The following is a 20,937-nucleotide window of genomic DNA, read 5'->3' as shown; positions in this document are numbered from 1 at the left end:
CATGAAGGCACGTAACCTCAGAGGGGCCCCCACAATTCTTGTAATTCTGGCCTTCTTCATCCCCTGGGACCTATTGCATGAAGACTCAATTCTCAGCAAACACAAGCTCACCCAATGGATGCCTGTAGACCTGCATGTTTACACTCTTGCCGGAAGGCATTTGCAATCTGGTGGGAAACTCTACAGCGACTCTTTTGTGTGGGATCTGCCTTTTACTTATCCGCCTTTCTCAGGCGCACTTTTTAAATACCTTGCGCTTTTTAGCGACGACTGGCTGACGGTGATCTGGCAAACGGCCAATTTCCTCGCCCTCATTGGAGTAATCCTGCTTATCTTGGCGCGTGGTGAGCGCCGCGTTACCGTGCCCACTGCATTCGTGGCTGTGGGATTGGCTGTCGCTTCTCTGGGGCTCGAGGCCATCCGCGGTGGGTTCTTCTATGGCCAGATCAACCTCATCCTGATGCTGCTTGTGGCTTTGGACTTCCTCCCTAGTAATCGTCGTTTTGCTGGCATAGGAGTAGGGCTGGCAGCGGGGCTCAAACTCACGCCCGCCTTCTTTGGCTTTGTATTCCTTCTAGAGCGCCGCTGGAGCGCCGCTTTTATCTCCGCAGCGACTTTTGTAATTACCGTGCTCATCGGGCAACTCGTAGTACCCGATGCCGCTAAGTTCTGGACCTCTGCAATCTCTGATTCTTCCCGAGTCGGCGTGCATACTAATGCAGGTGCCCAATCGCTGCGCTCTGTCATGGATCGCGTCCTTGGCATCCAGGGCGGTCTGCTGTGGGTAGTGGCCATTATCGTGGTGATTGCCATAGCCGCCTACTCAATCAGACTGGCGATCAAGCGCGATAACATGCCCATGGCTATGGCAATGGGCGGAATCACAGCTTGTCTGGTATCCCCCTTTAGCTGGTACCACCACTGGATCTGGATGGTACCGGTAGTGGTCTGCATCTACCTTGCCGTTGATGATGCGATCAATGAGTTCAACGCCAAGCATTCCCTTGGATGGACCGGGTGGTTATTAAATCAAGCCGGCGCTATCGTAGCCACCGGCATCGTCGTGTTGGTTACAGCTCCTCAGGTCAGTTCCATCATCTGGAGCGATATGGCGTTTTTCAAACGTAATGAGAACCCTCAGGACCTAGGCAACCTTCTTTTCTGCGGAGCAGGAATCCTCGTTCTTGTGGGCTATGGGATCATAGCCTCAATCTTGCAGCGAATAGCTCAGAAAGAATCCAATTCCGCGATGGTGGAATCCACCACAGCTTCCCACGAGCCAGTAGCCTCATAGACTGCACGTTGCCGCTGATAGCCTGCGCCACGATTACACACGCTTAAAACACGGTGCAGTTCTTTCTCGCACCCTAGCTCTTGCGCTATCGGGGTGAGCACTCCGACCCACCGGCGCAGCTCATCAGTAACAAGTCGTTCTTCTGTGTCCCGCGACGTAATAATGATCGCGTCCATGCCATAGCGGGCAGCGCGCCACTTGTTCTCTGCTATGTGCCAATCCTGCAAGGTTGGCAGTTCCTCCCCTTGAGTGAGCATCCGATCAAAATAGACCACCAGGCAATGGGTAAGCGCTACGGCGGCGGAAAGCTCCATGAGGTTACTAGTGGCATCGCACACGCGTACTTCAATGGTGCCCCACTTACCAGCCGGTCTAATGTCAAAGTGCATGGAGCCGGTGTGGTTGATTACTCCAGATTTACTCTGGTCTTCCATATAGGATTCCCATTCCGCCCAGTCGCGGAATTGGTAAGGCAGCCCGGCCGTGGGTAGCTGCTGGTAGAGCATCGTCCGGTTAGAGGCATAACCGGTGTCTAATCCATCCCAGCCGGGGGAAGAAGCCGTTAACGCCAGCAGGTGCGGATACATGGTGAGCATCGCGTTAATGATCGGCCAGACACGATCTTTGCTCGATATCCCCACATGAACATGGACTCCCCAGATCAACATCTGGTTTCCCCAATACTGAGTACGCGCGATGATCTCGTTGTAATGGCCTTTTTCACTCACCGGCTGTTGGCGGAAATCGGAGAAAGGGTGGGAGCCGGAGCCCCATACTTTGAGCCCCAATTCCTCTGCGGCCTCACGCACAGCGGAAAGCGCGACGCTCAGTTCTTCCACTGCCTGCGGAGTGGTGTCACATACGGAGGTGACTAGCTCAATCGTGTTGGCCAAGAACTCCTTTTCCAGATGTATATCGGGAAATCTGGAAGCCACAAGGTCGATTACCTCGGCGGCGCGAGGTACCAGGTCTCGCGTTTGGGGATCCGCAAGAGCCAGTTCCCACTCAACTCCAAGGGTCGGGCGGGGTGAGGCATTGAAGTTTTCGGCCATAACAGGCCACCTTTCAAAGCTAGTTGACTTCTTGAGCCAGCACGAGAACCACGCTATTGGGGTCCTCAGTACCACTAGGCAGGTTATCCGCCCGCGGCGCTGCTACTCCGCCTACGCGTTCTGCTAGTTTACGCGCAGCTTGCTCCGCCGCGGCGTTTCCAGGGGTGTAATAAACAGTATTTTGAGGAACTACTCCGTCTGGGAAGTTACCAACCTCGCCTAATTCCCAACTATCCTGCTTCAGCTTGTCCGCTACCCCGGCGGCAAGGCCTTGAATGGTGGAATTGTTAAGAACGTGAACCTTCTTTACCTCAGCATGCGCAGGGGGCGCTGGAGCCACCGTTGTTTGCGGTGCTGCCGGTGCTGCCTGAGTCGGTTTTGCGGCTGCGGTTGGTCGTTGCTGCGCCTGAGTGGTGGTGCTCTCAGCGGTGACGGTGGTGTCTGATGCCTCTTCACGAGTCATCGAATACACACCCCACGCCGCTAGGAGTAAAGCCACGGCGATGAGGATCATGGCCATACCGCGAAGCGGAAGGCGTTGTTCATTGTTTGGGGAAGGTTCTGTAGTCACCTGAACTATTCTATCGTTTTTGTGCTTGTGCCCGGCGATCGGCTCTTTGATCCCTAATCCTGCGTAGACGCGCCGTGAGCACCGGATACTCAGACATCACTTCAGGCACGTCAATGGCCCGGTTGAGGGATTGAAAGTACCGCACTGGAGATATCCCAAGCTCTTCCCTGATTGCTTCTTCCTTGGCCCCCAAGCTGTGTGGCGCGCGTTCCTCAAAAGCCAGCAATGCCAACTGTTTTTCCAGTCGAGTGAGGTTATTGGCATCAGACATGCCTACACTGTAGGGCATGACAGTTCGACCCATCGTGATCCACGGCGATCCCGTTCTACATAATCCTACGGCCGAGGTCACCGAGCCGATTGATTCCCCCGAGCTACAAGAGCTCATCGCAGATATGTATGAGACCATGGCTGTTGCCCATGGCGTCGGCTTAGCAGCAAATCAGATCGGCGTGGGCAAGCGTCTTTTTGTCTTCAATTGCCCCGACGATCAGGGCCATATGCATCGCGGATGCGTGATCAATCCGATTCTGGAAACTACGGAGATTCCGCAGACTATGCCTTCCGACGACGGCAGCGATGATGAGGGCTGCCTGTCTGTCCCCGGCGAGGGTTTCCCCACAGGCCGCGCAACATGGGCCAAGGTCACGGGCCTGGACGAGCACGGAAACCCCGTCTCCTATGAGGGAACCGGATTCCTTGCCCGGTGTTTCCAACACGAGGTAGGGCACCTGGATGGCTTCCTTTATACGGATACCTTGGTCGGCCGCTATAAGCGCCAGGCTAAAAAGGCCATTAAGCGCAACGGCTGGACTGAAGCCGGACTTACGTGGATGCCGGGTGAAGATGAAGATCCCTTCGGCTGGGATGCTGAGGAATAAAACACGATGTCACGGATCTTCCGTTCGGACGAAGTAGCCCCAAACGATCGCATCGTGGTGCGTCGTAAAGCTAATGACATCATTGGGCATGTCCTGAGCATCGATGAGGAAACCCTGGTGGTCCGGCCGCAGAAAGTAGGTGGTTTCCCGTCTGAGGTTCCGGCGTTATCTATCCCTCGCGCTGACATCATCATCATGAAAAAGCTAAGCCCGCGCACTGTTCGTAATTCGGATATCCGTGCGATCGAGAATGCCACGGCCAAGGCCTTCCCGGGCATCGAGCACACCTGGTGCGATCAATGGCTTATACGATCCGGCGACGGCATCACAGAGCGATCTAACAGCGCGGCCCCCCTGGGAAACACCGCCATGTTTACCCCTATTCCGATAGCGGCGATCCATGCGTTTTATAGGCGGCATAATCTGCCCACCCGTATCCTTATCCCTGAGCGCATCGGTGCAATGGCGGAAAAACTCGTGGCGCAGCCAGGGTGGTCCTTGGGCCCCGAGATCATTGTGATGACGCGCAACCTGGATGATCTTCCCGCCACCACGTCCGACTGGGAGTTTCGCATCGATGACCAGCCAGATCAGGATTGGTTGTCTCTTTATAACTTCCGCGGCGAGCCGCTTCCTGAGCACGCGCTCGATCTGCTCCGCGAGGAGATCGATGGGAAAATGGGGTTTGGCAGGCTGCTTACCGCAGAAGGAGAAACCGTAGCTATTACGCGTGGCACCGTCACCGATAATTATCTCGGTTACTCAGCCGTTGAGGTCGCGCAAGCTTATCGACGCCGCGGTCTAGGCACCGAGCTGGGAAGACATATGCTGCACTGGGGTGCTCGGGAGGGCGCCACGCGAGCGTATCTTCAAGTTATTGCCACCAACGCTGCCGGCATTGGGCTCTATGAGAAACTCGGCTTTGTTGAGCATCACCGGCATCGATATGCGGAAGCGACTAATCTTTAATCCATGCGCATTGTCAACTGGAACGTGAATTCCGCTCGTACCCGAGTAGACCGGATGGTCGATTTCTTACAGCGCCATAACGTGGACGTCCTCGCGGTTCAGGAGACCAAGTGCAAGGATGATCAATTCCCCTATGAGCGTTTCCAGGCCATCGGTTACCAGGTTGCGCACTTTGGTTTAAACCAATGGAACGGCGTTGCCATTATCTCCCGAGTGGGTCTTGAGGATGTTCAGAAGCATTTCCCAGGCCAACCCGGGTTTAATAAAGACCCACAGAAGGAACAAGCCGTGGAGGCCCGAGCGATCGGGGCACTCTGTGGCGGCGTCCGCGTGTGGAGCCTGTACGTGCCCAATGGCCGCGAGATTGCGGACCCTCATTATGACTACAAGCTACGGTGGCTCTTTGCGCTGCAGTTGCATGCCCAGGATGTAACAGAACCCACGGTGTTCCTAGGCGACTTCAATATCGCACCCCGAGACCAAGATGTTTGGGATATGTCTTTCTTTGAGGGAAAAACACACGTAACTGAGCCAGAGCGCCAAGCATTTGAGGCTTTGACCACGTCCGGGCTGCACATCGCCTCCCCTTTGGAGGGCTATAGCTATTGGGATTATCAGGCGGGAAGATTCCTCAAAAACCAGGGGATGCTTATCGACTTTCAACTCGCTACGACAGATCTAACCGTAGAGAACAGCTTTATCGACGTCGATGAGCGCTCAGGCAAGGCAGCTTCCGATCATGCCCCGGTTATCGTAGATTACATACTATGAGTTGGAGCATCGACCTGAGCACATGGCAAACAATAGGCCTGATTATTGATTATTCCATCAAGATCATCGCCATTGGTTTTGTCCCTGAAGGCCGCCGGCCGAGCTCCTCTACTGCGTGGCTACTCGCAATCCTGCTTATCCCTGTTTTGGGCCTTCCCCTATTCCTAACCATGGGCAGCCCCTATATCAATAAAAGACGGCACGAGCTGCAGTTTAAGGCCAACAGGGACATTGAGAATGTGCAAGCCAAGGTCCCGGATTATCCGGAGGGTGCCGTAATCGGCGAAGAGCTCATCTCTATGATCAAGATGAATAGGCGACTCACCTTGTTGCCTGCCACCACCGGCCACAACCTTGGCATGCATGCCGACTATACGGAGTCGATCCGTGCCATGGCCCGCGCCGTAGATAACGCACAAAAATACGTTCACGTGCAGATTTACATCACGGCATGGGACGACACCACTGATGTTTTCTTCCAAGCGCTTGCCCGCGCGGTGCAGCGCGGAGTAACAGTGCGCCTCCTCCTAGACCAGGTGGGAAGCTGGAAATATCCAGGCTATTTAAAGCTAGGCAAGCGACTAACCGAGATAGGTGTGCAGTGGCGACTCATGCTGCCTTTGCAGCCTTTCCGTTGGCGCTTCAGCCGTCCGGATCTGCGCAATCACCGCAAGATGCTGATTATCGACGGCGAACACGGCTTCATCGGCTCACAAAACATGATCGAGGCCGCGTACCTCAATAAGAAAAACCACGCCAGCGGACGCCACTGGGTCGATGTTATGGTCGAGCTTTCTGGGCCTGTAGTGGCATCCATGAACATGGTCTTTGCTGTGGACTGGTTCCAGGAATCAGACGATCTCCCGCCCATCGACGATCACATGGTCAACCCGGAGATCCCTGAAGAAGATGAAACCGACGTTAACGTTCTCCAGCTAGTTCCTTCTGGTCCCGGATATAGCACCGAGCCTAACCTGCGCCTTTTCAACCAGATCATTCACCACGCAAAGCATCGTTTGGTCATGTGCAGCCCCTACTTCATCCCCGACGAGTCAATGCTCGAGGCAGTCACGTCGGCATGCTACCGCGGGGTGCGGGTCGAACTCTTGGTCAGCGAGCAAGCCGACCAATTTATGGTCGACCATGCGCAGTCCAGCTATTACCAAGCGCTGCTGGAGGCCGGGGTACACATCTACCGTTACCGCAAGCCGGCAGTCCTGCATTCCAAGTTTATGATTGCGGATCCGCAGCTCGATGATTCCCTCTCCGTGGGAGTCATCGGCTCCTCCAACATGGATATGCGCAGCTTTGGCTTGAATTATGAGGTCTCTTTGATGACGGCCCGTGGAAATATGATTCGCCAGCTAGATCAGCTGGCCAATGATTACAAAGAAAACTCTATAGAGCTCACAATTGAGGAGTGGAACAAGCGCGGACTTGTTCGCCGATATGTGGATAACATCATGCGCTTAACCTCCGCGCTGCAGTAACAGCATTCTAGGCATCGCGCTTATTCAGCACAATGATGCCCAGAATCAGAATCGCAAAGGACCACGCGGCAAAGTATGCACCGCTCCCCTCATATCCCCACGGGATGTCTTGGATCGCTGTTTTACCCAGGAAAGCGTTCATGTTGTTCATCGGGCCATACTTAGCAATCCACGTTCCGATCTTGGGAAGGAACCCCAGGAGCGGCTCAAGCGCGAGTATCCAGATCATCATCAGTGTGGTCACACCGGCAGTTTGCCTAAGCAGATACGCCATGCCTTGAGAAAAGGTAACCAGTAACGCAGCGATCAAGGGGAAGACCCACATCACTCGCAGGGCACTCTCGTTGTTCCAGACCTGGAGGGTCTTGCTCGCATCCCCGCCCGCAACCAATTTAGAAGTGTAGAAGCACAACACAACCACTATAAAAGTAAGAAGTGCAGAAAAAACGGCATACATAAGCCATTTGCTTATCGCCACTAGAGTGCGATTTGGGGTGCCAAGGAACGTAACTGATTGATAATTGTGCCGGTACTCTGAGGTGACCACCATGATTGCCTGAATCGCAATGATGAGAATGCCGAGTCCCTGTATCCCAATCACAATGCTCGTTGGGTTAATAATGGGAATCCCCAGCGGTCCTGGTGGTATATCTTTTGATTGCAGGGCCGCAAAGCCCACAGCAAAGATAATAAAGAGGGCTGTAGTCCACCAGAAAGCCTTGGTGGTGCGCAGTTTGGTCCACTCAGCGCGAATTGAGTTGAGGAACATTTAGTGATTCTCCTTTACCTGCGCGTGATACTGAACAGCATCATTGGTCATTTCCATAAAGGCATCCTCAAGAGATGCCCGCTTGAGGGAAAGTTGAGACAACGGAACTCCACCGGAGTGAGCCATTGCCCCGACCTCATCCGTGCTATGCCCAGTGATGCTGAGGTATTCCCTATCTTCCTCATCCTTGCCCCACTTAGGAGTAATTTCGTATTCCTTTAGCAGCTCAGCCAGCTCCTTGAGATACGGTGACCTAACTATCACGTTGGATGCGGAGTTATCGCGAATAAACTCATACGTGGAAGTATCCGCAACCAGTTTCCCTCTACCAATGACCACAAGGTGATCGGCAGTCTGGGACATCTCAGAGAGCAGATGCGAACTAACTAAAACGGTGCGGCCTTGATCCGCCAGCGCACGCAAAAATTCACGGACCCACCGGATGCCCTCGGGATCAAGCCCGTTGACTGGCTCATCAAGAATGAGAATCTCGGGGTCTCCCAGCAAAGCACCTGCGAGCCCTAGGCGTTGGCTCATTCCCAAGGAGAAGCTGCCGGCTTTTTTCGACGCCACGTCGCTGAGTCCAACGACCCCCAGGACTTCGTCGACACGCTTAGTGGAGATGCCGTTGGACTGTGCCACCCACTTTAAATGGTTCGCAGCAGACCTATTGGGGTGTATGGCCTTGGCGTCGAGAAGCGCGCCGACCTTGGTCAAAGGATTTTTGAGCTTGGCATAGGGCACGCCATCGATCGTCGCAGTCCCCGAGGTAGGGCGATCCAGACCGAGAATCATGCGCATGGTCGTGGATTTTCCCGCACCATTAGGTCCGAGGAATCCAGTAATGATTCCGGGTTTGACGGTAAAGGTTAGGTCATCGACCGCCCGCACCTGCCCGTACTGTTTGGTTAAACCGCATACTTCAATCATGCGCTCTAGTCTGTCACATCTCTCCTATCATTTTTTCAACGCGAGTTTTTAAGTTGTCCCATGTAGCGGCAAAAGCAGGCAGTAAATCAAGCTTATGCACCTCAGATATTGGCACCCAGCGCAGCTCTTCCGATTCCGCATTGGGCACTGTATCCAGCTCTTCTTGGGTCAAAGCCAAGACGGTAGTGTACGTCCAACCCGAATGATACGGACCGGCAGTCACTAGCGATTGAACAAAAACATAGCGTTCAAGAGAGATTCCGGTTTCCTCATAGGCCTCACGCGCTGCGGCTTCCTCTGCGGTTTCCACGAGCTCACGCGCCCCACCCGGCAAGGCCCAGGTGCCACCATAGTTAGTCCACGACGCCCTATGTTGCATCAATACTGACTGAGTGCGTGCAGCAGTAAGAAGAAGGCCTGCGGCGCCGTATTTCCCCCACAGCTGCGTACCGTTGGGTCCCTCGACCCAACCGTCTCCGGATGTTGTAGGCATGTGTTCTACTCTAGCTGCCGGTATAATTCTAGGGTAGATTACAACATCTGCAACATCTGTATCGTCTGTAACGGAGATGAGGTTTACCGTGGGAGACATCGCGCATACCTCGCTGTCGCCCGACGTTGAAGATTCTTGGCTCGACCGGATCAGCGAACATCGTGAGCGACAGCGCTCCCGTTTTCACGCCTTCTGGCATGAATCGATCACCTACCCCATCCTTTGGACCAAGAAACTATTGCAGTTTCTCTCCACCACGCCGGGGCGTATGACCACGCTCATCGTTGTACTCAGCATCACCATCTTGTCTGCTGGCGTCTCCATGTCGCAGACATCCGCGGACAGGCGCGCCGATTTAAAAACACTGATAGATAACACCGAGCCGGTCTCCTACCTTGCGCAAAACCTTTATTCTTCCCTGTCCCTAGCCAACACGACGGCGTCGGTAAGCTTTGTGCGCGCCGGGGTAGACACCAGCGAAAATCGACAGAGATATGAGCAGGCAATCCAAAACGCATCGCGCGCTGTCGCGCAAACAGCCGGCGGGCTCAGCGAGAACTCTGGCCACCAGCTAGAGCTGCTTACGCATATCTCTGAACAGATCCCCATTTACACCGGACTCGTGGAAACCGCGTGGGCTAACAACAGACAAGGCAACCCCGTAGGCGTGGCCTATATGTCTCAGGCCTCTACGCTCATGCGTGAACAGATCCTCCCCGCAGCCGCTGAGCTCTACACCCTCACCAGTAATAATGTGACCAATGAGCAGCAGCAGCTCGCCCGCCCGCTCTGGGTTCCGCTCGGTGGTCTTTTTATTGCGCTTATCATGTTGCTGCTCGGCCAGCTCTGGATCGCTCACGTTACCCGCCGCCGATTCAATGGATGGTTTGTACTGGCTACGCTGTTGATGGTGATCGCCACAACGTGGGTATCCACCGCCAGCTTCCTCACCTGGAGCGCTAGCTCTACCGCCTACCAAACGGTCTCGTCACCGTTGCAGTCGCTCACTGACGCCCGCATCCGTGCGCAACAGGCCCGGAGCAGCGAGACGCTCGCTTTGGTATGGCGCCAGTCCCTAGAAAACTCCAACACCAACTTTAACGCCGCCCTGGATACCATGGATAAAGCGTTAAATAACTATGAAAATTCTCAATTGGTGGATAATGCCAACAATCGCGAGCACCTCAATCAGGCGGTCAAAGCAACAAAGTCCTGGAGAAGCTCCCACGAAAAACTCGCAGCCGCCCTCAACTCCGGCGATTATGAAGAAGCCCTGGCATTGACTCTCTACAATGACACGTCCGCCGCAACGCCTTCTGCCTTCAACGTTCTAGATTCTTCCCTGGCAAAGCTTATCGACGACGCCCGCCAAACCGCCCGCGGCTACATCACTCGTGGCGCTAACGCCTCCGACGTGGTGAGCACCATGGTCCTTGTGTTTACTCTGGTTTCTGTGCTCTCCCTCTGGTTAGGTATCCGACCTCGGCTCCAGGAGTACCTCTGATGTTGCGCCGCACTGTCCTCGCCCTTCTAACCACGTCTGTGTTGCTCACCACGGCCTGCGCAACACCTGAGCCTACGGTGACTGTGTCCCCCAGCCGGCCTCCAACCACCTCCCCAAAGCCTCAGGAAGACTCCGCGTTACCTGATGTAGATACCACCAACTTATTAGGATCACTCCGCCCTGACACCGGTTCTGATGCCGACCCCGAGAACATCCGGAAAATCCGCGAGCGTGGCCGATTAATGGTGGGCATCGACCAATCGCAAAACCTCCTTAGCTTCCGCAACACCGCCACCGGCGAGCTGCAAGGCTTTGAGGTTGACCTGGCTAGGGAAATATCTCGCGATATTTTTGGCGACCCCACAAAAATTGACTTCCGATACATCGACGCAGACACATGGGTGAAGGCCTTAGAAAACAACGACGTTGACCTAGCTATCCGGTCAATCTCCATCACCCGTGGCCGGCAAGATCAGGTCTTCTTTTCCACCCCCTATTTCTCGGGCAAGACAAAACTTCTTGTGCACAAGAACTCCGGTATTAGTTCCGTGGATGACCTCCCCGGAAAAACTGTATGCGCTACCGCAGAGTCCACCGGTGCCCAAAGAACCAGGTATGTAGCGCCTCGCGCCAAGCTGCTCATAGTGAGTAGCTCAGCGGATTGTTTGCTTGCGTTGCAGCAGGGGCACACAGATGCTGTGATCTCGGACGATACGATCCTCTCGGGGATGCTCGCGCAGGATCCTTTCACAGAAATAGTGGGCAATGCCCTCGCTGAGGAGCACTACGGTATCGCTTTTGCTAAGCCCGGTCCCCGCCATGATTCTGAGGGGATTATCCGTCATGTGAACGCTACTATCGAGCGTATTTTTAGAGGCGGAACGTGGCAAAGGTCCTACGCCAAATGGTTCGGCGATTACCTTCCGTCTCAGAATCCCCCTGCGTTGAATTATCGTGAGGAGCAACGATGAATGACCCTCTAAGTCGTGGAACCGAGGCCATCCCCTTTGATCCTTTCGCAGACGATGAGGAGGATGACCTCTCGGGGCTTCTTAATGATCTCAGCAGTATCCAAAAAGACACGGATACAGATGCTCGTTCACGGGAAAAGTCGATCTCCACATTTCGCTCCCGGCGCGGCACTAACCGCGATGACCGCACCGTGGCTAACGGCATGGTCACCCTGCCTTTTATCCCAGTTTCCACAGCGGAAGAAATGCTCAAGGACGATGCCTATATTGAGCAGAAAGGCCTAGAAAAGCCGCTTCTTCACCCCGGCGATATCCTGGCCAATCAGTATGAGGTCCGGGGCGTGATCGCTCATGGTGGTATGGGTTGGATCTATGTGGCTAGCGACCGTAATGTTTCTGGGCGCGTCGTGGTGCTCAAAGGCATGCGCGATAAAGCCAATGCCAATCCTCACGACTACGGCGCGGCCGTGGCGGAACGGGAATTTCTAGCGGATATTACGCACCCGGGAATCGTAAAATCTTATAACTTCATTGATGATCACCGCGTTGAAGGCGGCTTTATTGTCATGGAGTACGTCCCGGGGCCGTCGCTGGCAGATCGGCGCAAAGAGCAGCCGGGAGGGTTCTTCTCCATCGATATTGCCATCGCATATATTTTGGAGATTCTTCCTGCTCTCGACTACCTACACTCGCGCGGCGTGGTCTATAACGACCTTAAGCCGGATAACATCATTGTTGCCGAGGACCAGGTAAAATTGATTGACCTAGGCGCGGTCTCTGGCATTGGAGCTTTTGGATATATCTACAGCACAAAGGGATTTCAAGCTCCGGAGGTAGCCACCGATGGCCCCTCGATCGCGAGTGATATCTATACGATTGGCCGGACTCTTGCCGCCCTGACGGTGGATCTTCCTTCTGCCGATGGAGTTTATTTACCCGGCATCCCCTCCCCTGATGAGGAAAAGCTCTTTGCCCAGAATCTTTCCTTTTACCGCCTACTGCGCCGCTGCATGAGCAGCGATCCGGCTAAGCGTTTTGCCTCTATACGTGAGCTGGAGACTCAGCTTTTTGGGATTTTGCGGGAGTATCTCGCGCTGGCGGAGCACCGGCAGTTCCCCGCCCAGCACTCGCTTTATTCGCCCCAGCGTTCCACCTTTGGTACCAAGCACATGGTGTTTCGCACAGATCAGCTTATCGACGGCATCGAGCGCAACGTTCGCATCACCTCAGAGGAGGTCAACGCAGCGCTGCCAGTCCCCCTCTTAGATCGCACCGACCCTGGCGCGATTCTGATTTCCGGTGCCTCTTATGCGGAGCCTTCGCAAACATTGCAGACGCTACGCGACGCTATGGCTCAGGAAGAATTTGCAAACTCCAAAGAGATTCCCCTGGGCGTAGTGCGCACGCTGTTAGATCTGGGATTTATTGATGAAGCACGCTCTTGGCTGGACACATTAGACGCCACGTTGAGTGATGATTGGCGCCATCAGTGGTACTCAGGCGTAACATCGCTGTTTCTCGACGATTACGTGATGGCTCAGCGCCACTTTAACGAGGTCTATAATATTCTTCCTGGCGAGGCCGCCCCAAAGCTCGCTCGCGCTGCTGTCTGCGAGATGTTGCTCCAGGGCATGGGCATGGATTCAACGCCGTTGTTATCTCCAGATACCGCGGTCTCCGCCGCGGAGCTCAAGGGCAACACCATTGGTATGTGGAGTGAATTGACTAAGGACCCTGAAACTCTGCGTTTCAAGGCCCTCTATCTTTATGCGTTGGTATGGCGGACAAATCCCACCACAGTATCCTCGGCTTTTGGGTTGGCTCGGCAGTTGGTAGCGGAGAACCAGGTCGATCTAGCGGTATCTACGCTAGATCAGGTTCCGCAAAACTCTACGCACAGGCGTATGGCCGAGCTCACTGCCATTTTGCACCTGATCAGCGGCGACCTCAGCGAGTCACGTATCAGGCGAGCAGCTCGTAGGCTTGAAAGCATTCCGACCAACGAGCCGCGCTTCTTGCAGATCAAGATAGCGATCATGAACGCCGCTTTGACGTGGTTACGCCAATCTCGCCTAGAGGCTGCAGCAGCGGACAATGATCTCTTTGACTATCGCTTTACGCAGGTGGGCCTGCGCACCGGGCTTTATGATTCTCTCCGGCTTTTAGCGCGCAGTGCCCCCAATGTCCACCATCGGTATACGTTGGTGGACATGGCCAATCAGGTCCGGCCGATGACCTGGTTTTAGACAGATTCCGCGATGGTCTTTGCGTAACGAGCAATAGCGAGTTCCTCGTTTGTAGGAACCACGAAGACCTTGATTGTGGAATCTGGGGTGGAGATTTCGCGGGCGCCGTCGGCACGCACTGCGTTGGCCTCCAAATCAATCTTGATACCAAAGTTCTCTAGGTCTGCAAGAGCGTCTGCACGCACCGCATCATCGTTTTCGCCTACGCCTGCGGTAAAGGTGATGGCGTCGATACGGCCCAGAGATATCATGTAGGAGCCGATGAAGCGGCGCAGCTGCTGGATGTAGACCTTGTAAGCAAGGCGAGCGTCCTCGTTGCCCTCTGCAATCAGCTGATGCAGCTCGCGGAAGTCATTAACACCCGAGATGCCCTTCACACCGGAACGCTTGTTAAGCAGATCATCGATCTCATCAATGCTCATGCCTGCCGTGCGGTACAGGTGGAAGATGATGCCTGGATCGATGTCACCGGAGCGAGTGCCCATTGCCAGACCAGCCAATGGGGTCATACCCATGGAGGTATCAATCGGATTACCCTGGCGGATCGCCGCAGCAGAAGCGCCGTTGCCCAAGTGTAGGGTGATCTGGTTAACGTCCTCTGGATCCTTACCCAAGAGCTTAGGAACCTGCTGCGAGATGTACTCGTGGCTGGTGCCGTGGAAGCCGTACCGACGCACACCATTCTTTGTGGCGGTCTCGCTCTCAATCGCATACAGCGCCGAGGCTGGAGGCATCGAGTAGAAGAAACCGGTATCAAACACGGCAACGTGTGGGAGCTCAGGCAAGAGTGTGCGTGCAACCTCAATACCAGAGATATTCGCTGGGTTGTGCAGAGGAGCCAGCGGGATGAGACCGCGGATTGCTTCCACGACCTCGTCAGTAATCAGTTCAGGCTGGGAGAAAACCTGGCCGCCGTGAACTACTCGGTGTCCAACGGCTTCAAGCTCAACGTCTTTGGGGCCACAGCCGTGCTCACCCATGAGCTTGAATGCCAGATCCAGGCCTGCGGTGTGGTCGGCAATTGGGGCTTCCACAACGTACTTCTCGCCACCATGCTTCAACGTGATTTTGCCCTTAGGCTCACCGATCTGCTCGACAAGACCGGATGCAAAGGGAGCATCGGTTGCGTGCTGGGTGGGATCGACAAGCTGGAACTTGATCGATGAAGAGCCCGAATTGAGAACTAGGACCAACGCCATGTTCTATTTTCCTCCTGCTTGAATAGCGGTGATAGCAACGGTGTTCACAATATCTGCAACCGTCGCACCGCGAGATAAATCATTAACCGGCTTATTTAGGCCCTGTAGGATAGGTCCTACGGCCAGCGCATGGCCGGTGCGCTGAGCTGTCTTGTATCCGATGTTTCCGGCCTCAAGGTCCGGGAAGATAAAGACGTTTGCGTGCCCCGCAACCTCAGAGTTAGGCATCTTCTTAGCCGCAACACCTGGATCACAAGCAGCGTCGAACTGCAGAGGACCATCGAGCTTGAGCTCGGGGTCTAGCTCATGAGCCTTGGCCACTGCCGCTACGGAACGGTCCACGTCGGGGCCGGCTCCGGAGCTGCCGGTGGAGTAAGACAGCAGAGCAACGCGGGGATCGATACCAAACTGCGCTGCAGTACGGGCAGAAACCACTGCGATTTCCGCCAGCTGCTCAGCGGTGGGGTTGGGGTTCACGGCGCAGTCGCCAAATGCCCAGAGACGGCCTCGCATGACCATCAGGAAGATCGACGAGACAACAGAGGTGCCCGGCGCAGTCTTGATAATCTGGAAGCTTGGCTTGATGGTATGAGCAGTTGTGTGTGCTGCTCCGGACACCATGCCGTCTGCCAGTCCCTCATGAATCATCATGGTGGCGTAGTAGGAGATGTCCTTCATTGTCTCCCGAGCCTCTTCAAGGGTCACGCCCTTCTTTTTACGCAGCTCAGCGAAGTCAACGGCAAACTTTTCCGCGTTCGGGTCAGTAGCTGGATCCTGGAGATGAGCCTTGGAAAGGTCAAAACCGAGCTCCGCTGCCCGAGCAGTGATGGCCTCTGGGTTGCCCAGAATGGTCAGCTCACAAATGTCTTGAGCGAGCAGTTGATGCGCAGCCTCAAGAATACGATCATCATCACCCTCAGGCAGGACGATGTGAGAGTGCTGTGCCTTAGCTTGGTCGAGCAGCCATGATTCAAAAACAGGAGCGCTCATAACAACGGGAGTCTCAACGTTCAAACCTGCACGAATCTTCTCCATGCCGGCTTCCGTCTCCGCTTCTTCAGCAGTAAAAGCAGCAGCTAGAACAACGCCCAGTTCGGCGCATTCCTCTGCGGCGAGATCCACGTGCATACCGGGGGCGTCGATAAGCAACAGGAGTGGGACACCCAAAGCAGAAGCTGCCCGAGCATCGAAGTTGACGTTTCCGGTGCCCATGAACAATCCGGGGCGGTTTTCTAGCGGCTTAGACGCCAGAATCTCTGCGAGGTCAGCATGCTTTTCAACGAGCTGCTGCACCGGAAGTCCAAGACGATCCGCAAAAGCGTCGACGGCAAACCCGTCAAAGTTGCGTCCTGCCCGGGTGAGCAGGACTGATGCGTGCTGAATTTCAGTCACTTACGCGATCCTTTCATGGCCAAAAGTAATGCGTTGACACCATGATTGAAGGGCTCAACGCATACTCGGTATGATTCGCAAGCGAGTTTACCGTGAAACTGCTCTCGTTTTATACAAACCCAAGGCTTGCTTACACCGCCAGCCCGCGGCGTAAACTAGAACAATCACCCTTAAATAGGCCCCGTAAGCGGCTTGTTTTAAAATTTTTAACATTCAAAACTCTCGCTCAGTATAGGAATTGTGACATTAATGACTGAACCAATGCGTGTAGCCATAATAGGTGCGGGCCCAGCCGGGATTTACGCTTCTGACCTGCTAGTAAAATCAGAGGTAGACGTAAAGATCGATCTCTTTGAGCGCATGCCCGCCCCCTTCGGATTAATCCGTTATGGTGTGGCACCTGACCATCCGCGCATCAAGGGCATCATCAAATCCCTTCACAATGTCCTAGATAAACCTGAGATCCGCCTTCTAGGAAATATCGACGTGGGCAAGGACATTACCATAGATGAGCTGCGTCAGTATTATGACGCCATCATCTTCTCCACAGGTGCCGTGGCCGACCGTTACCTTGAAATCCCCGGATCAGACCTCAAGGGCTCTTATGGCGCGGGAGAGTTTGTGGGATTCTATGACGGCAACCCGGACTTTGAACGCAACTGGGATCTTTCCGCTAAACAGGTCGCAGTTATCGGCGTAGGCAACGTGGGCCTCGACGTATCGCGCATCCTAGCCAAAACCGGCGACGAGCTCCTAGTCACCGAAATCCCCGACAATGTCTACGCAGCTCTCAAAAACAACCAAGCTGAGGAAGTCCATGTTTTTGGACGCCGAGGACCAGCTCAAGTCAAGTTCTCCCCCATGGAGCTCAAAGAGCTCGACCACTCCCCGACCATCGAGGTCGTAGTCAGCCCCGAGGACATCGATTATGATGAGGCCTCCATCGAGGCCCGCCACGCTTCCAAGTCCCAGGACCTGGTCTGCCAGACCCTGGAAAACTATGCAATGCGCGATCTCAAGGGCGCCCCCCACAAGCTCTTCATCCACCTCTTTGAATCCCCCGTAGAGATTCTCGGCGAGGACGGCCAGGTTGTAGGCCTGCGCACCGAGCGCACCGAATACGACGGCCAAGGCGGAGTGCGCAACACTGGTAAATTCACCGATTGGCCAGTTCAAGCCGTCTACCGCGCCGTGGGCTACCGATCAGAGGCCATCAACGACGTTCCTTTTGACCCCACCAATCACGTTATCCCCAACGACGGCGGACACGTCCTCCACGAGGGCGCCATCGTTCCCGGCCTTTACACCACCGGCTGGATCAAACGCGGTCCCGTGGGGCTCATTGGCAACACCAAGTCCGACGCCAAAGAAACCACGGAGATGTTGGTAGCAGACTGGACGGACGGCAAACTCACCGCAGCCACAGAGCGTGACGACGCCGCCATCATCGCATTCCTCAAAGACCGCGGCATCGCCGTCACCACCTGGGACGGCTGGCACATTCTCGACGCCGCAGAGCGCGCACTCGGAGAGGCCGAAGGCCGCGAGCGTAAGAAGATCGTGGAATGGGATGAGATGGTCTCTCATGCAGCACCAGAATGAGATGAACACAATCTTTGCGGTGTCGCCCCTTCAGGATCTTTCACCCCTTGAGGTTCACAAGATCTATAAGCTCCGGGTAGATGTCTTTGTTCATGAGCAACAGGCAGCCTACAAAGAGATTGATGAGGTCGACGCCCAAGACACCACGCTGCACATCCAGGCTTGGTCACCGCATAAAGAGCTTCTGGGCGTGGCACGCATCTTCCCCGAGGGGCCAGTGGTCCGATTGGGAAGGTTTGTTGTGGACAAGGAGCAGCGCGGAACCGGATTGGCGCGCGAACTGATGTTCCAGGCGCTTCGCCTTATTTATGAGCAATACCCCGGGCGAGACACCTTTATACATGCACAATCAGCCCTGGAAGATTACTACGCGACCTATGGGTTTGTGCGGTCAGGAGCACCATTTGAGGAAGATGGAATACCGCATCTTCCCATGGCTTTAAGTTCAGAAAAGCTCGCTAACATGTTCTATACCCATAAAATTTAGCCAGAACCTACGGCAGATAAGCTGTAGGTTCTATTTTTATACCCCTTGCTATATGGAATGTGTGTGCTAATATTGGCTTATTGGGGTTTACATTAGGACTGTGGGGACTTCATGGGGGAATCATGAAAACTTGGGGGACGTATCGCGGATGCAACATGGAAGATCCTCTTTGCGTAAGCGAGAGACGGGCTCTTCAATGCGAATACCACAGGTGGGCAAAGCTCATCCCTGACAAAAACACTGATATAGCGGAATACTGCATCTCCATCGGGGAAAGAATCAACAAAGGGCCGCGCTACGTGGAACTTCGCATCGATGCCCTACAGACGCTCAGGGCTTTGCCATTACTGCATCAATTAGAGATGAGCCTATGGCATCTAGACTTCTCCCGGCTTATAGCCATCGCACAATCTTTATACGGGGTGGAACCCGATCTTTTTGAGGTCATCGATGAGGCCCTAGCCCACTATCTACATCCCAAACGAGCCAATCAGAAGGTGCCAACAGCCCAAGCCATTCGGAGGTTTCTACATAAACTTCTTGAATCCCTCAATGAGGCTATCGAAGAGCCCGAACAAAAACCCGAACCCCGCGTTAGCTTCTTTGAAACTCGTCAGGGGAAAACGGTGGTTCACGCTGTTGTAGACAACGGAACAGCACATCTGATCAAGCAACGGCTAGCACAGCTTGCCCGGGAACATGCATGCACTGACGCAGAGGCATTTTTCTTTCTCGCCTCAGAGCAAGCCCCGGTAGTGCATCTTTACTCGGTAAAAGGAAGCGACACGATTGAGACCATCGACGGCTCATCCTTTAGCCCGGCGGTGAATAAGGCAATCACAGAGTCCGCGATATGGCGAGACCTTGATCCATATAAAGACACCACGCTCGCCCACTACGCATTTACCGGCGACCTGCGCCGCTGGATTCAAGCCCGCGACGGCACATGTCGATTCCCCGGTTGCAGTGTGGCTTCCTGGCATTGCGATATTGACCATATAGAAGAATATGGCCCCAATGGCCTGACCAAAGCCGACAATGCCCAATGCCTATGCCGCAAGCATCACAACCTCAAAACATCTAAAGCAGTAGATTGCATTGCCGGGGAAGACGGGGAGGTGACGTGGCTGCTTGATAGGGATCTGCGCATCACCACAGAGCCCGCGGGGATCATGAGTGAGCAACGCATGTTTGGTCAATCATTTATCCAGCGAGCAGCCAAGCGAATTAAGAAGCGCCGTCAAATGAGAAAGGCTGATCGTGATTATGCGGCTGATGCCCCGCCATTCTAGAAATAGCCAGCATCGCTCGATCGACAGCTTCCACCGCGGTATCCGCTGTGGATAACGCCACAGCCCCACGCTGGGTGATGGCCACATGGATCTCCGGCATGTTCAGCGCCTGGATTACAGACTCCCGCGTAATCGGGCGGACGTCATTGGAGAAGGCAATCGCGCCTGGGGTGACCAGTGTGACGTCGACGGGGAGGCCAAGCACAGCGCGGGCATGGAGAGTAAATTGATCAAAGCGCTGCGTAGCACAGGTGACTGCGCCACTGCGGAATGGATAAGGTGAGAGCTCAGAGAAATAGATATCCTCGCCGATCACAAAAAGCTTCACGCCAAAGACCCCGCGGCCGCCTACAGCGTTAGTAATACGAGCAGCCACGCTGCGGGCATTATCCAAGGCGATTGAGTTCAACGCGACTGGCTGCGCTGCCCCGATAAGAATTCCGTCTTGGCGTATGTGGACGATCGGCTCACAGAACCAGGTGGCAAGCTTCTCCGTCTCTGGATCTACCGAGCGCACAGCCAATAAAGTGATTTCATAATCAAACTCGACGTATCGCTCGACCACCATGCGCTCGCCTTCCCATGCCCTCTCGCAATCATCGGCAGAGACCAGGAGGTGGATCGAATTGGAGGATTTAGCCACGCAGGGGTATCCGAGATCATTGGCGGCGTCGAGAAGCTCCTGCGCAGAGGAAGCAAACTGGAATTTACTCATGGGCAGACCAAGTTCCTCGGTGGCAATCCGGCGAATCTCTTCCCGGTCATAAGCACGTGGCGAGGGCACCAGAGCATCGCCGATGCCAGCAGGAATGTTTTTGGTCACAGGAACCACATAGTGCGGTTGGAGCTGTTCAATATCCTCGAGTGTTGCATCTGCCAGCACAGTGACTTCCACACCAAGATCTGCAAAAGCCAAGGCGAGCCTCTTCCCCAGGTCGGTGTCGCCAAGAACCAGAACTCGGGTTGGGTCAGGTGAAACAATGTACTCGGGGATAAACATGTCATTTATGCTACAAGGCGGCTA

Annotated in this window: 20 protein-coding genes; 11 read left to right on the top strand and 9 right to left on the bottom strand. The window is 54.6% G+C overall.

Annotated elements, in window-relative coordinates:
* Position 1: 1 nt before the first annotated feature.
* Positions 2-1,294: a glycosyltransferase 87 family protein gene (locus CpATCC19410_RS04005; RefSeq protein WP_013242670.1), complete on the top strand. Its 1,293-nt coding sequence runs from the start codon at positions 2-4 to the stop codon at positions 1,292-1,294.
* Here CpATCC19410_RS04005 and CpATCC19410_RS04000 read toward each other — a convergent pair.
* The 3 genes from CpATCC19410_RS04000 to CpATCC19410_RS03990 are packed head-to-tail and all read right to left on the bottom strand — an operon-like array spanning position 1,228 to position 3,206.
* Entirely contained in the window at positions 1,228-2,346 is a 1,119-nt protein-coding gene (locus CpATCC19410_RS04000) for a glutamate--cysteine ligase (protein WP_013242671.1), read from the bottom strand. The two genes, CpATCC19410_RS04005 and CpATCC19410_RS04000, sit on opposite strands and share 67 nt — an antisense overlap.
* 19 nt (positions 2,347-2,365) lie before the next feature.
* Positions 2,366-2,917, bottom strand: a complete 552-nt coding sequence (locus tag CpATCC19410_RS03995) for a LytR C-terminal domain-containing protein (RefSeq protein ID WP_013242672.1) — start codon at positions 2,915-2,917, stop codon at positions 2,366-2,368.
* Between the two features lie 10 nt (positions 2,918-2,927).
* A complete protein-coding gene (locus tag CpATCC19410_RS03990; protein ID WP_013242673.1) occupies positions 2,928-3,206 on the bottom strand; it encodes a DUF3263 domain-containing protein in 279 nt (92 codons plus the stop codon).
* Here CpATCC19410_RS03990 and CpATCC19410_RS03985 point away from each other — a divergent pair.
* The 4 genes from CpATCC19410_RS03985 to cls are packed head-to-tail and all read left to right on the top strand — an operon-like array spanning position 3,205 to position 7,028.
* Positions 3,205-3,798: a peptide deformylase gene (locus tag CpATCC19410_RS03985; protein ID WP_013242674.1), complete on the top strand. Its 594-nt coding sequence runs from the start codon at positions 3,205-3,207 to the stop codon at positions 3,796-3,798. The genes CpATCC19410_RS03990 and CpATCC19410_RS03985 overlap by 2 nt on opposite strands.
* Positions 3,799-3,804: 6 nt before the next feature.
* Complete coding sequence (locus CpATCC19410_RS03980; protein ID WP_013242675.1) at positions 3,805-4,767, top strand: N-acetylglutamate synthase, CG3035 family; 963 nt, start codon at positions 3,805-3,807, stop codon at positions 4,765-4,767.
* A 3-nt stretch (positions 4,768-4,770) separates the two neighbouring features.
* A complete protein-coding gene (locus CpATCC19410_RS03975; protein WP_013242676.1) occupies positions 4,771-5,538 on the top strand; it encodes an exodeoxyribonuclease III in 768 nt (255 codons plus the stop codon).
* Positions 5,535-7,028, top strand: a complete 1,494-nt coding sequence (cls, locus tag CpATCC19410_RS03970) for a cardiolipin synthase (protein WP_013242677.1) — start codon at positions 5,535-5,537, stop codon at positions 7,026-7,028. The genes CpATCC19410_RS03975 and cls overlap by 4 nt, the downstream gene beginning before the upstream one ends.
* 7 nt (positions 7,029-7,035) lie before the next feature.
* On the opposite strand, the gene CpATCC19410_RS03965 is transcribed toward cls, so the two are convergent.
* From CpATCC19410_RS03965 to CpATCC19410_RS03955, 3 genes are read right to left on the bottom strand one after another with little or no spacing between them, the layout of a single operon-like run.
* On the bottom strand, positions 7,036-7,797 hold the full coding sequence (locus CpATCC19410_RS03965; RefSeq protein WP_013242678.1) for a multidrug ABC transporter permease: 762 nt from the start codon (positions 7,795-7,797) through the stop codon (positions 7,036-7,038).
* Positions 7,798-8,727, bottom strand: a complete 930-nt coding sequence (locus CpATCC19410_RS03960) for an ABC transporter ATP-binding protein (RefSeq protein WP_014522764.1) — start codon at positions 8,725-8,727, stop codon at positions 7,798-7,800.
* 13 nt (positions 8,728-8,740) lie between these two features.
* Positions 8,741-9,220, bottom strand: a complete 480-nt coding sequence (locus CpATCC19410_RS03955; protein ID WP_014401396.1) for an NUDIX domain-containing protein — start codon at positions 9,218-9,220, stop codon at positions 8,741-8,743.
* A gap of 76 nt (positions 9,221-9,296) precedes the next feature.
* Here CpATCC19410_RS03955 and CpATCC19410_RS03950 point away from each other — a divergent pair, with 76 nt between their 5' ends.
* The 3 genes from CpATCC19410_RS03950 to CpATCC19410_RS03940 are packed head-to-tail and all read left to right on the top strand — an operon-like array spanning position 9,297 to position 13,941.
* The gene (locus CpATCC19410_RS03950) at positions 9,297-10,724 is read left to right on the top strand and encodes a GlnX family signal transduction membrane protein (RefSeq protein WP_014367660.1); all 1,428 of its coding nucleotides are present in this window, start codon (positions 9,297-9,299) and stop codon (positions 10,722-10,724) included.
* Positions 10,724-11,695 carry a glutamate ABC transporter substrate-binding protein gene (locus tag CpATCC19410_RS03945; RefSeq protein WP_013242682.1) on the top strand — a complete coding sequence of 324 codons (972 nt, stop codon included), beginning with the start codon at positions 10,724-10,726 and terminating at the stop codon, positions 11,693-11,695. Before CpATCC19410_RS03950 ends, CpATCC19410_RS03945 begins: the two co-directional genes overlap by 1 nt.
* Positions 11,692-13,941 carry a serine/threonine protein kinase gene (locus CpATCC19410_RS03940; protein WP_013242683.1) on the top strand — a complete coding sequence of 750 codons (2,250 nt, stop codon included), beginning with the start codon at positions 11,692-11,694 and terminating at the stop codon, positions 13,939-13,941. The genes CpATCC19410_RS03945 and CpATCC19410_RS03940 overlap by 4 nt, the downstream gene beginning before the upstream one ends.
* Here CpATCC19410_RS03940 and CpATCC19410_RS03935 read toward each other — a convergent pair.
* Complete coding sequence (locus CpATCC19410_RS03935) at positions 13,938-15,140, bottom strand: acetate kinase (protein ID WP_013242684.1); 1,203 nt, start codon at positions 15,138-15,140, stop codon at positions 13,938-13,940. The two genes, CpATCC19410_RS03940 and CpATCC19410_RS03935, sit on opposite strands and share 4 nt — an antisense overlap.
* A 3-nt stretch (positions 15,141-15,143) precedes the next feature.
* Positions 15,144-16,532: a phosphate acetyltransferase gene (gene pta, locus CpATCC19410_RS03930; protein ID WP_013242685.1), complete on the bottom strand. Its 1,389-nt coding sequence runs from the start codon at positions 16,530-16,532 to the stop codon at positions 15,144-15,146.
* A gap of 249 nt (positions 16,533-16,781) precedes the next feature.
* Here pta and CpATCC19410_RS03925 point away from each other — a divergent pair, with 249 nt between their 5' ends.
* The 3 genes from CpATCC19410_RS03925 to CpATCC19410_RS03915 all read left to right on the top strand — a co-directional run bounded on the left by CpATCC19410_RS03925 (position 16,782) and on the right by CpATCC19410_RS03915 (position 19,913).
* The gene (locus tag CpATCC19410_RS03925) at positions 16,782-18,134 is read left to right on the top strand and encodes an FAD-dependent oxidoreductase (protein WP_014401397.1); all 1,353 of its coding nucleotides are present in this window, start codon (positions 16,782-16,784) and stop codon (positions 18,132-18,134) included.
* 1 nt (position 18,135) lies between these two features.
* The gene (locus tag CpATCC19410_RS03920) at positions 18,136-18,621 is read left to right on the top strand and encodes a GNAT family N-acetyltransferase (protein ID WP_014401398.1); all 486 of its coding nucleotides are present in this window, start codon (positions 18,136-18,138) and stop codon (positions 18,619-18,621) included.
* Positions 18,622-18,743: 122 nt separating this feature from the next.
* Complete coding sequence (locus CpATCC19410_RS03915; RefSeq protein WP_013242688.1) at positions 18,744-19,913, top strand: HNH endonuclease signature motif containing protein; 1,170 nt, start codon at positions 18,744-18,746, stop codon at positions 19,911-19,913.
* On the opposite strand, the gene CpATCC19410_RS03910 is transcribed toward CpATCC19410_RS03915, so the two are convergent.
* On the bottom strand, positions 19,849-20,913 hold the full coding sequence (locus tag CpATCC19410_RS03910; RefSeq protein ID WP_014401399.1) for an ATP-grasp domain-containing protein: 1,065 nt from the start codon (positions 20,911-20,913) through the stop codon (positions 19,849-19,851). The genes CpATCC19410_RS03915 and CpATCC19410_RS03910 overlap by 65 nt on opposite strands.
* Positions 20,914-20,937 lie beyond the last annotated feature (24 nt).

Origin of the sequence: Corynebacterium pseudotuberculosis (assembly GCF_002155265.1) — a bacterium.
Classification (GTDB): domain Bacteria; phylum Actinomycetota; class Actinomycetes; order Mycobacteriales; family Mycobacteriaceae; genus Corynebacterium; species Corynebacterium pseudotuberculosis.
Note: the sequence above shows the minus strand (reverse complement) of the source record. Positions and strands in the feature narration are given on the sequence as shown.

Excerpts from the sequence above, each read along its gene's own strand:
- CpATCC19410_RS03960 (WP_014522764.1), bottom strand. The coding sequence starts at position 8,727 with ATGATTGAAGTATGCGGTTTAACCAAACAGTACGGGCAGGTGCGGGCG.
- CpATCC19410_RS03980 (WP_013242675.1), top strand. The coding sequence starts at position 3,805 with ATGTCACGGATCTTCCGTTCGGACGAAGTAGCCCCAAACGATCGCATC.
- CpATCC19410_RS03990 (WP_013242673.1), bottom strand. The coding sequence starts at position 3,206 with ATGCCCTACAGTGTAGGCATGTCTGATGCCAATAACCTCACTCGACTG.
- CpATCC19410_RS03965 (WP_013242678.1), bottom strand. The coding sequence starts at position 7,797 with ATGTTCCTCAACTCAATTCGCGCTGAGTGGACCAAACTGCGCACCACC.
- CpATCC19410_RS03940 (WP_013242683.1), top strand. The coding sequence starts at position 11,692 with ATGAATGACCCTCTAAGTCGTGGAACCGAGGCCATCCCCTTTGATCCT.
- CpATCC19410_RS03915 (WP_013242688.1), top strand. The coding sequence starts at position 18,744 with ATGAAAACTTGGGGGACGTATCGCGGATGCAACATGGAAGATCCTCTT.
- CpATCC19410_RS04005 (WP_013242670.1), top strand. The coding sequence starts at position 2 with ATGAAGGCACGTAACCTCAGAGGGGCCCCCACAATTCTTGTAATTCTG.
- cls (WP_013242677.1), top strand. The coding sequence starts at position 5,535 with ATGAGTTGGAGCATCGACCTGAGCACATGGCAAACAATAGGCCTGATT.
- CpATCC19410_RS03945 (WP_013242682.1), top strand. The coding sequence starts at position 10,724 with ATGTTGCGCCGCACTGTCCTCGCCCTTCTAACCACGTCTGTGTTGCTC.
- CpATCC19410_RS03975 (WP_013242676.1), top strand. The coding sequence starts at position 4,771 with ATGCGCATTGTCAACTGGAACGTGAATTCCGCTCGTACCCGAGTAGAC.
- CpATCC19410_RS03955 (WP_014401396.1), bottom strand. The coding sequence starts at position 9,220 with ATGCCTACAACATCCGGAGACGGTTGGGTCGAGGGACCCAACGGTACG.
- CpATCC19410_RS03950 (WP_014367660.1), top strand. The coding sequence starts at position 9,297 with ATGAGGTTTACCGTGGGAGACATCGCGCATACCTCGCTGTCGCCCGAC.
- CpATCC19410_RS03935 (WP_013242684.1), bottom strand. The coding sequence starts at position 15,140 with ATGGCGTTGGTCCTAGTTCTCAATTCGGGCTCTTCATCGATCAAGTTC.
- CpATCC19410_RS03985 (WP_013242674.1), top strand. The coding sequence starts at position 3,205 with ATGACAGTTCGACCCATCGTGATCCACGGCGATCCCGTTCTACATAAT.
- CpATCC19410_RS03910 (WP_014401399.1), bottom strand. The coding sequence starts at position 20,913 with ATGTTTATCCCCGAGTACATTGTTTCACCTGACCCAACCCGAGTTCTG.
- CpATCC19410_RS03925 (WP_014401397.1), top strand. The coding sequence starts at position 16,782 with ATGACTGAACCAATGCGTGTAGCCATAATAGGTGCGGGCCCAGCCGGG.
- CpATCC19410_RS03920 (WP_014401398.1), top strand. The coding sequence starts at position 18,136 with ATGAACACAATCTTTGCGGTGTCGCCCCTTCAGGATCTTTCACCCCTT.
- CpATCC19410_RS04000 (WP_013242671.1), bottom strand. The coding sequence starts at position 2,346 with ATGGCCGAAAACTTCAATGCCTCACCCCGCCCGACCCTTGGAGTTGAG.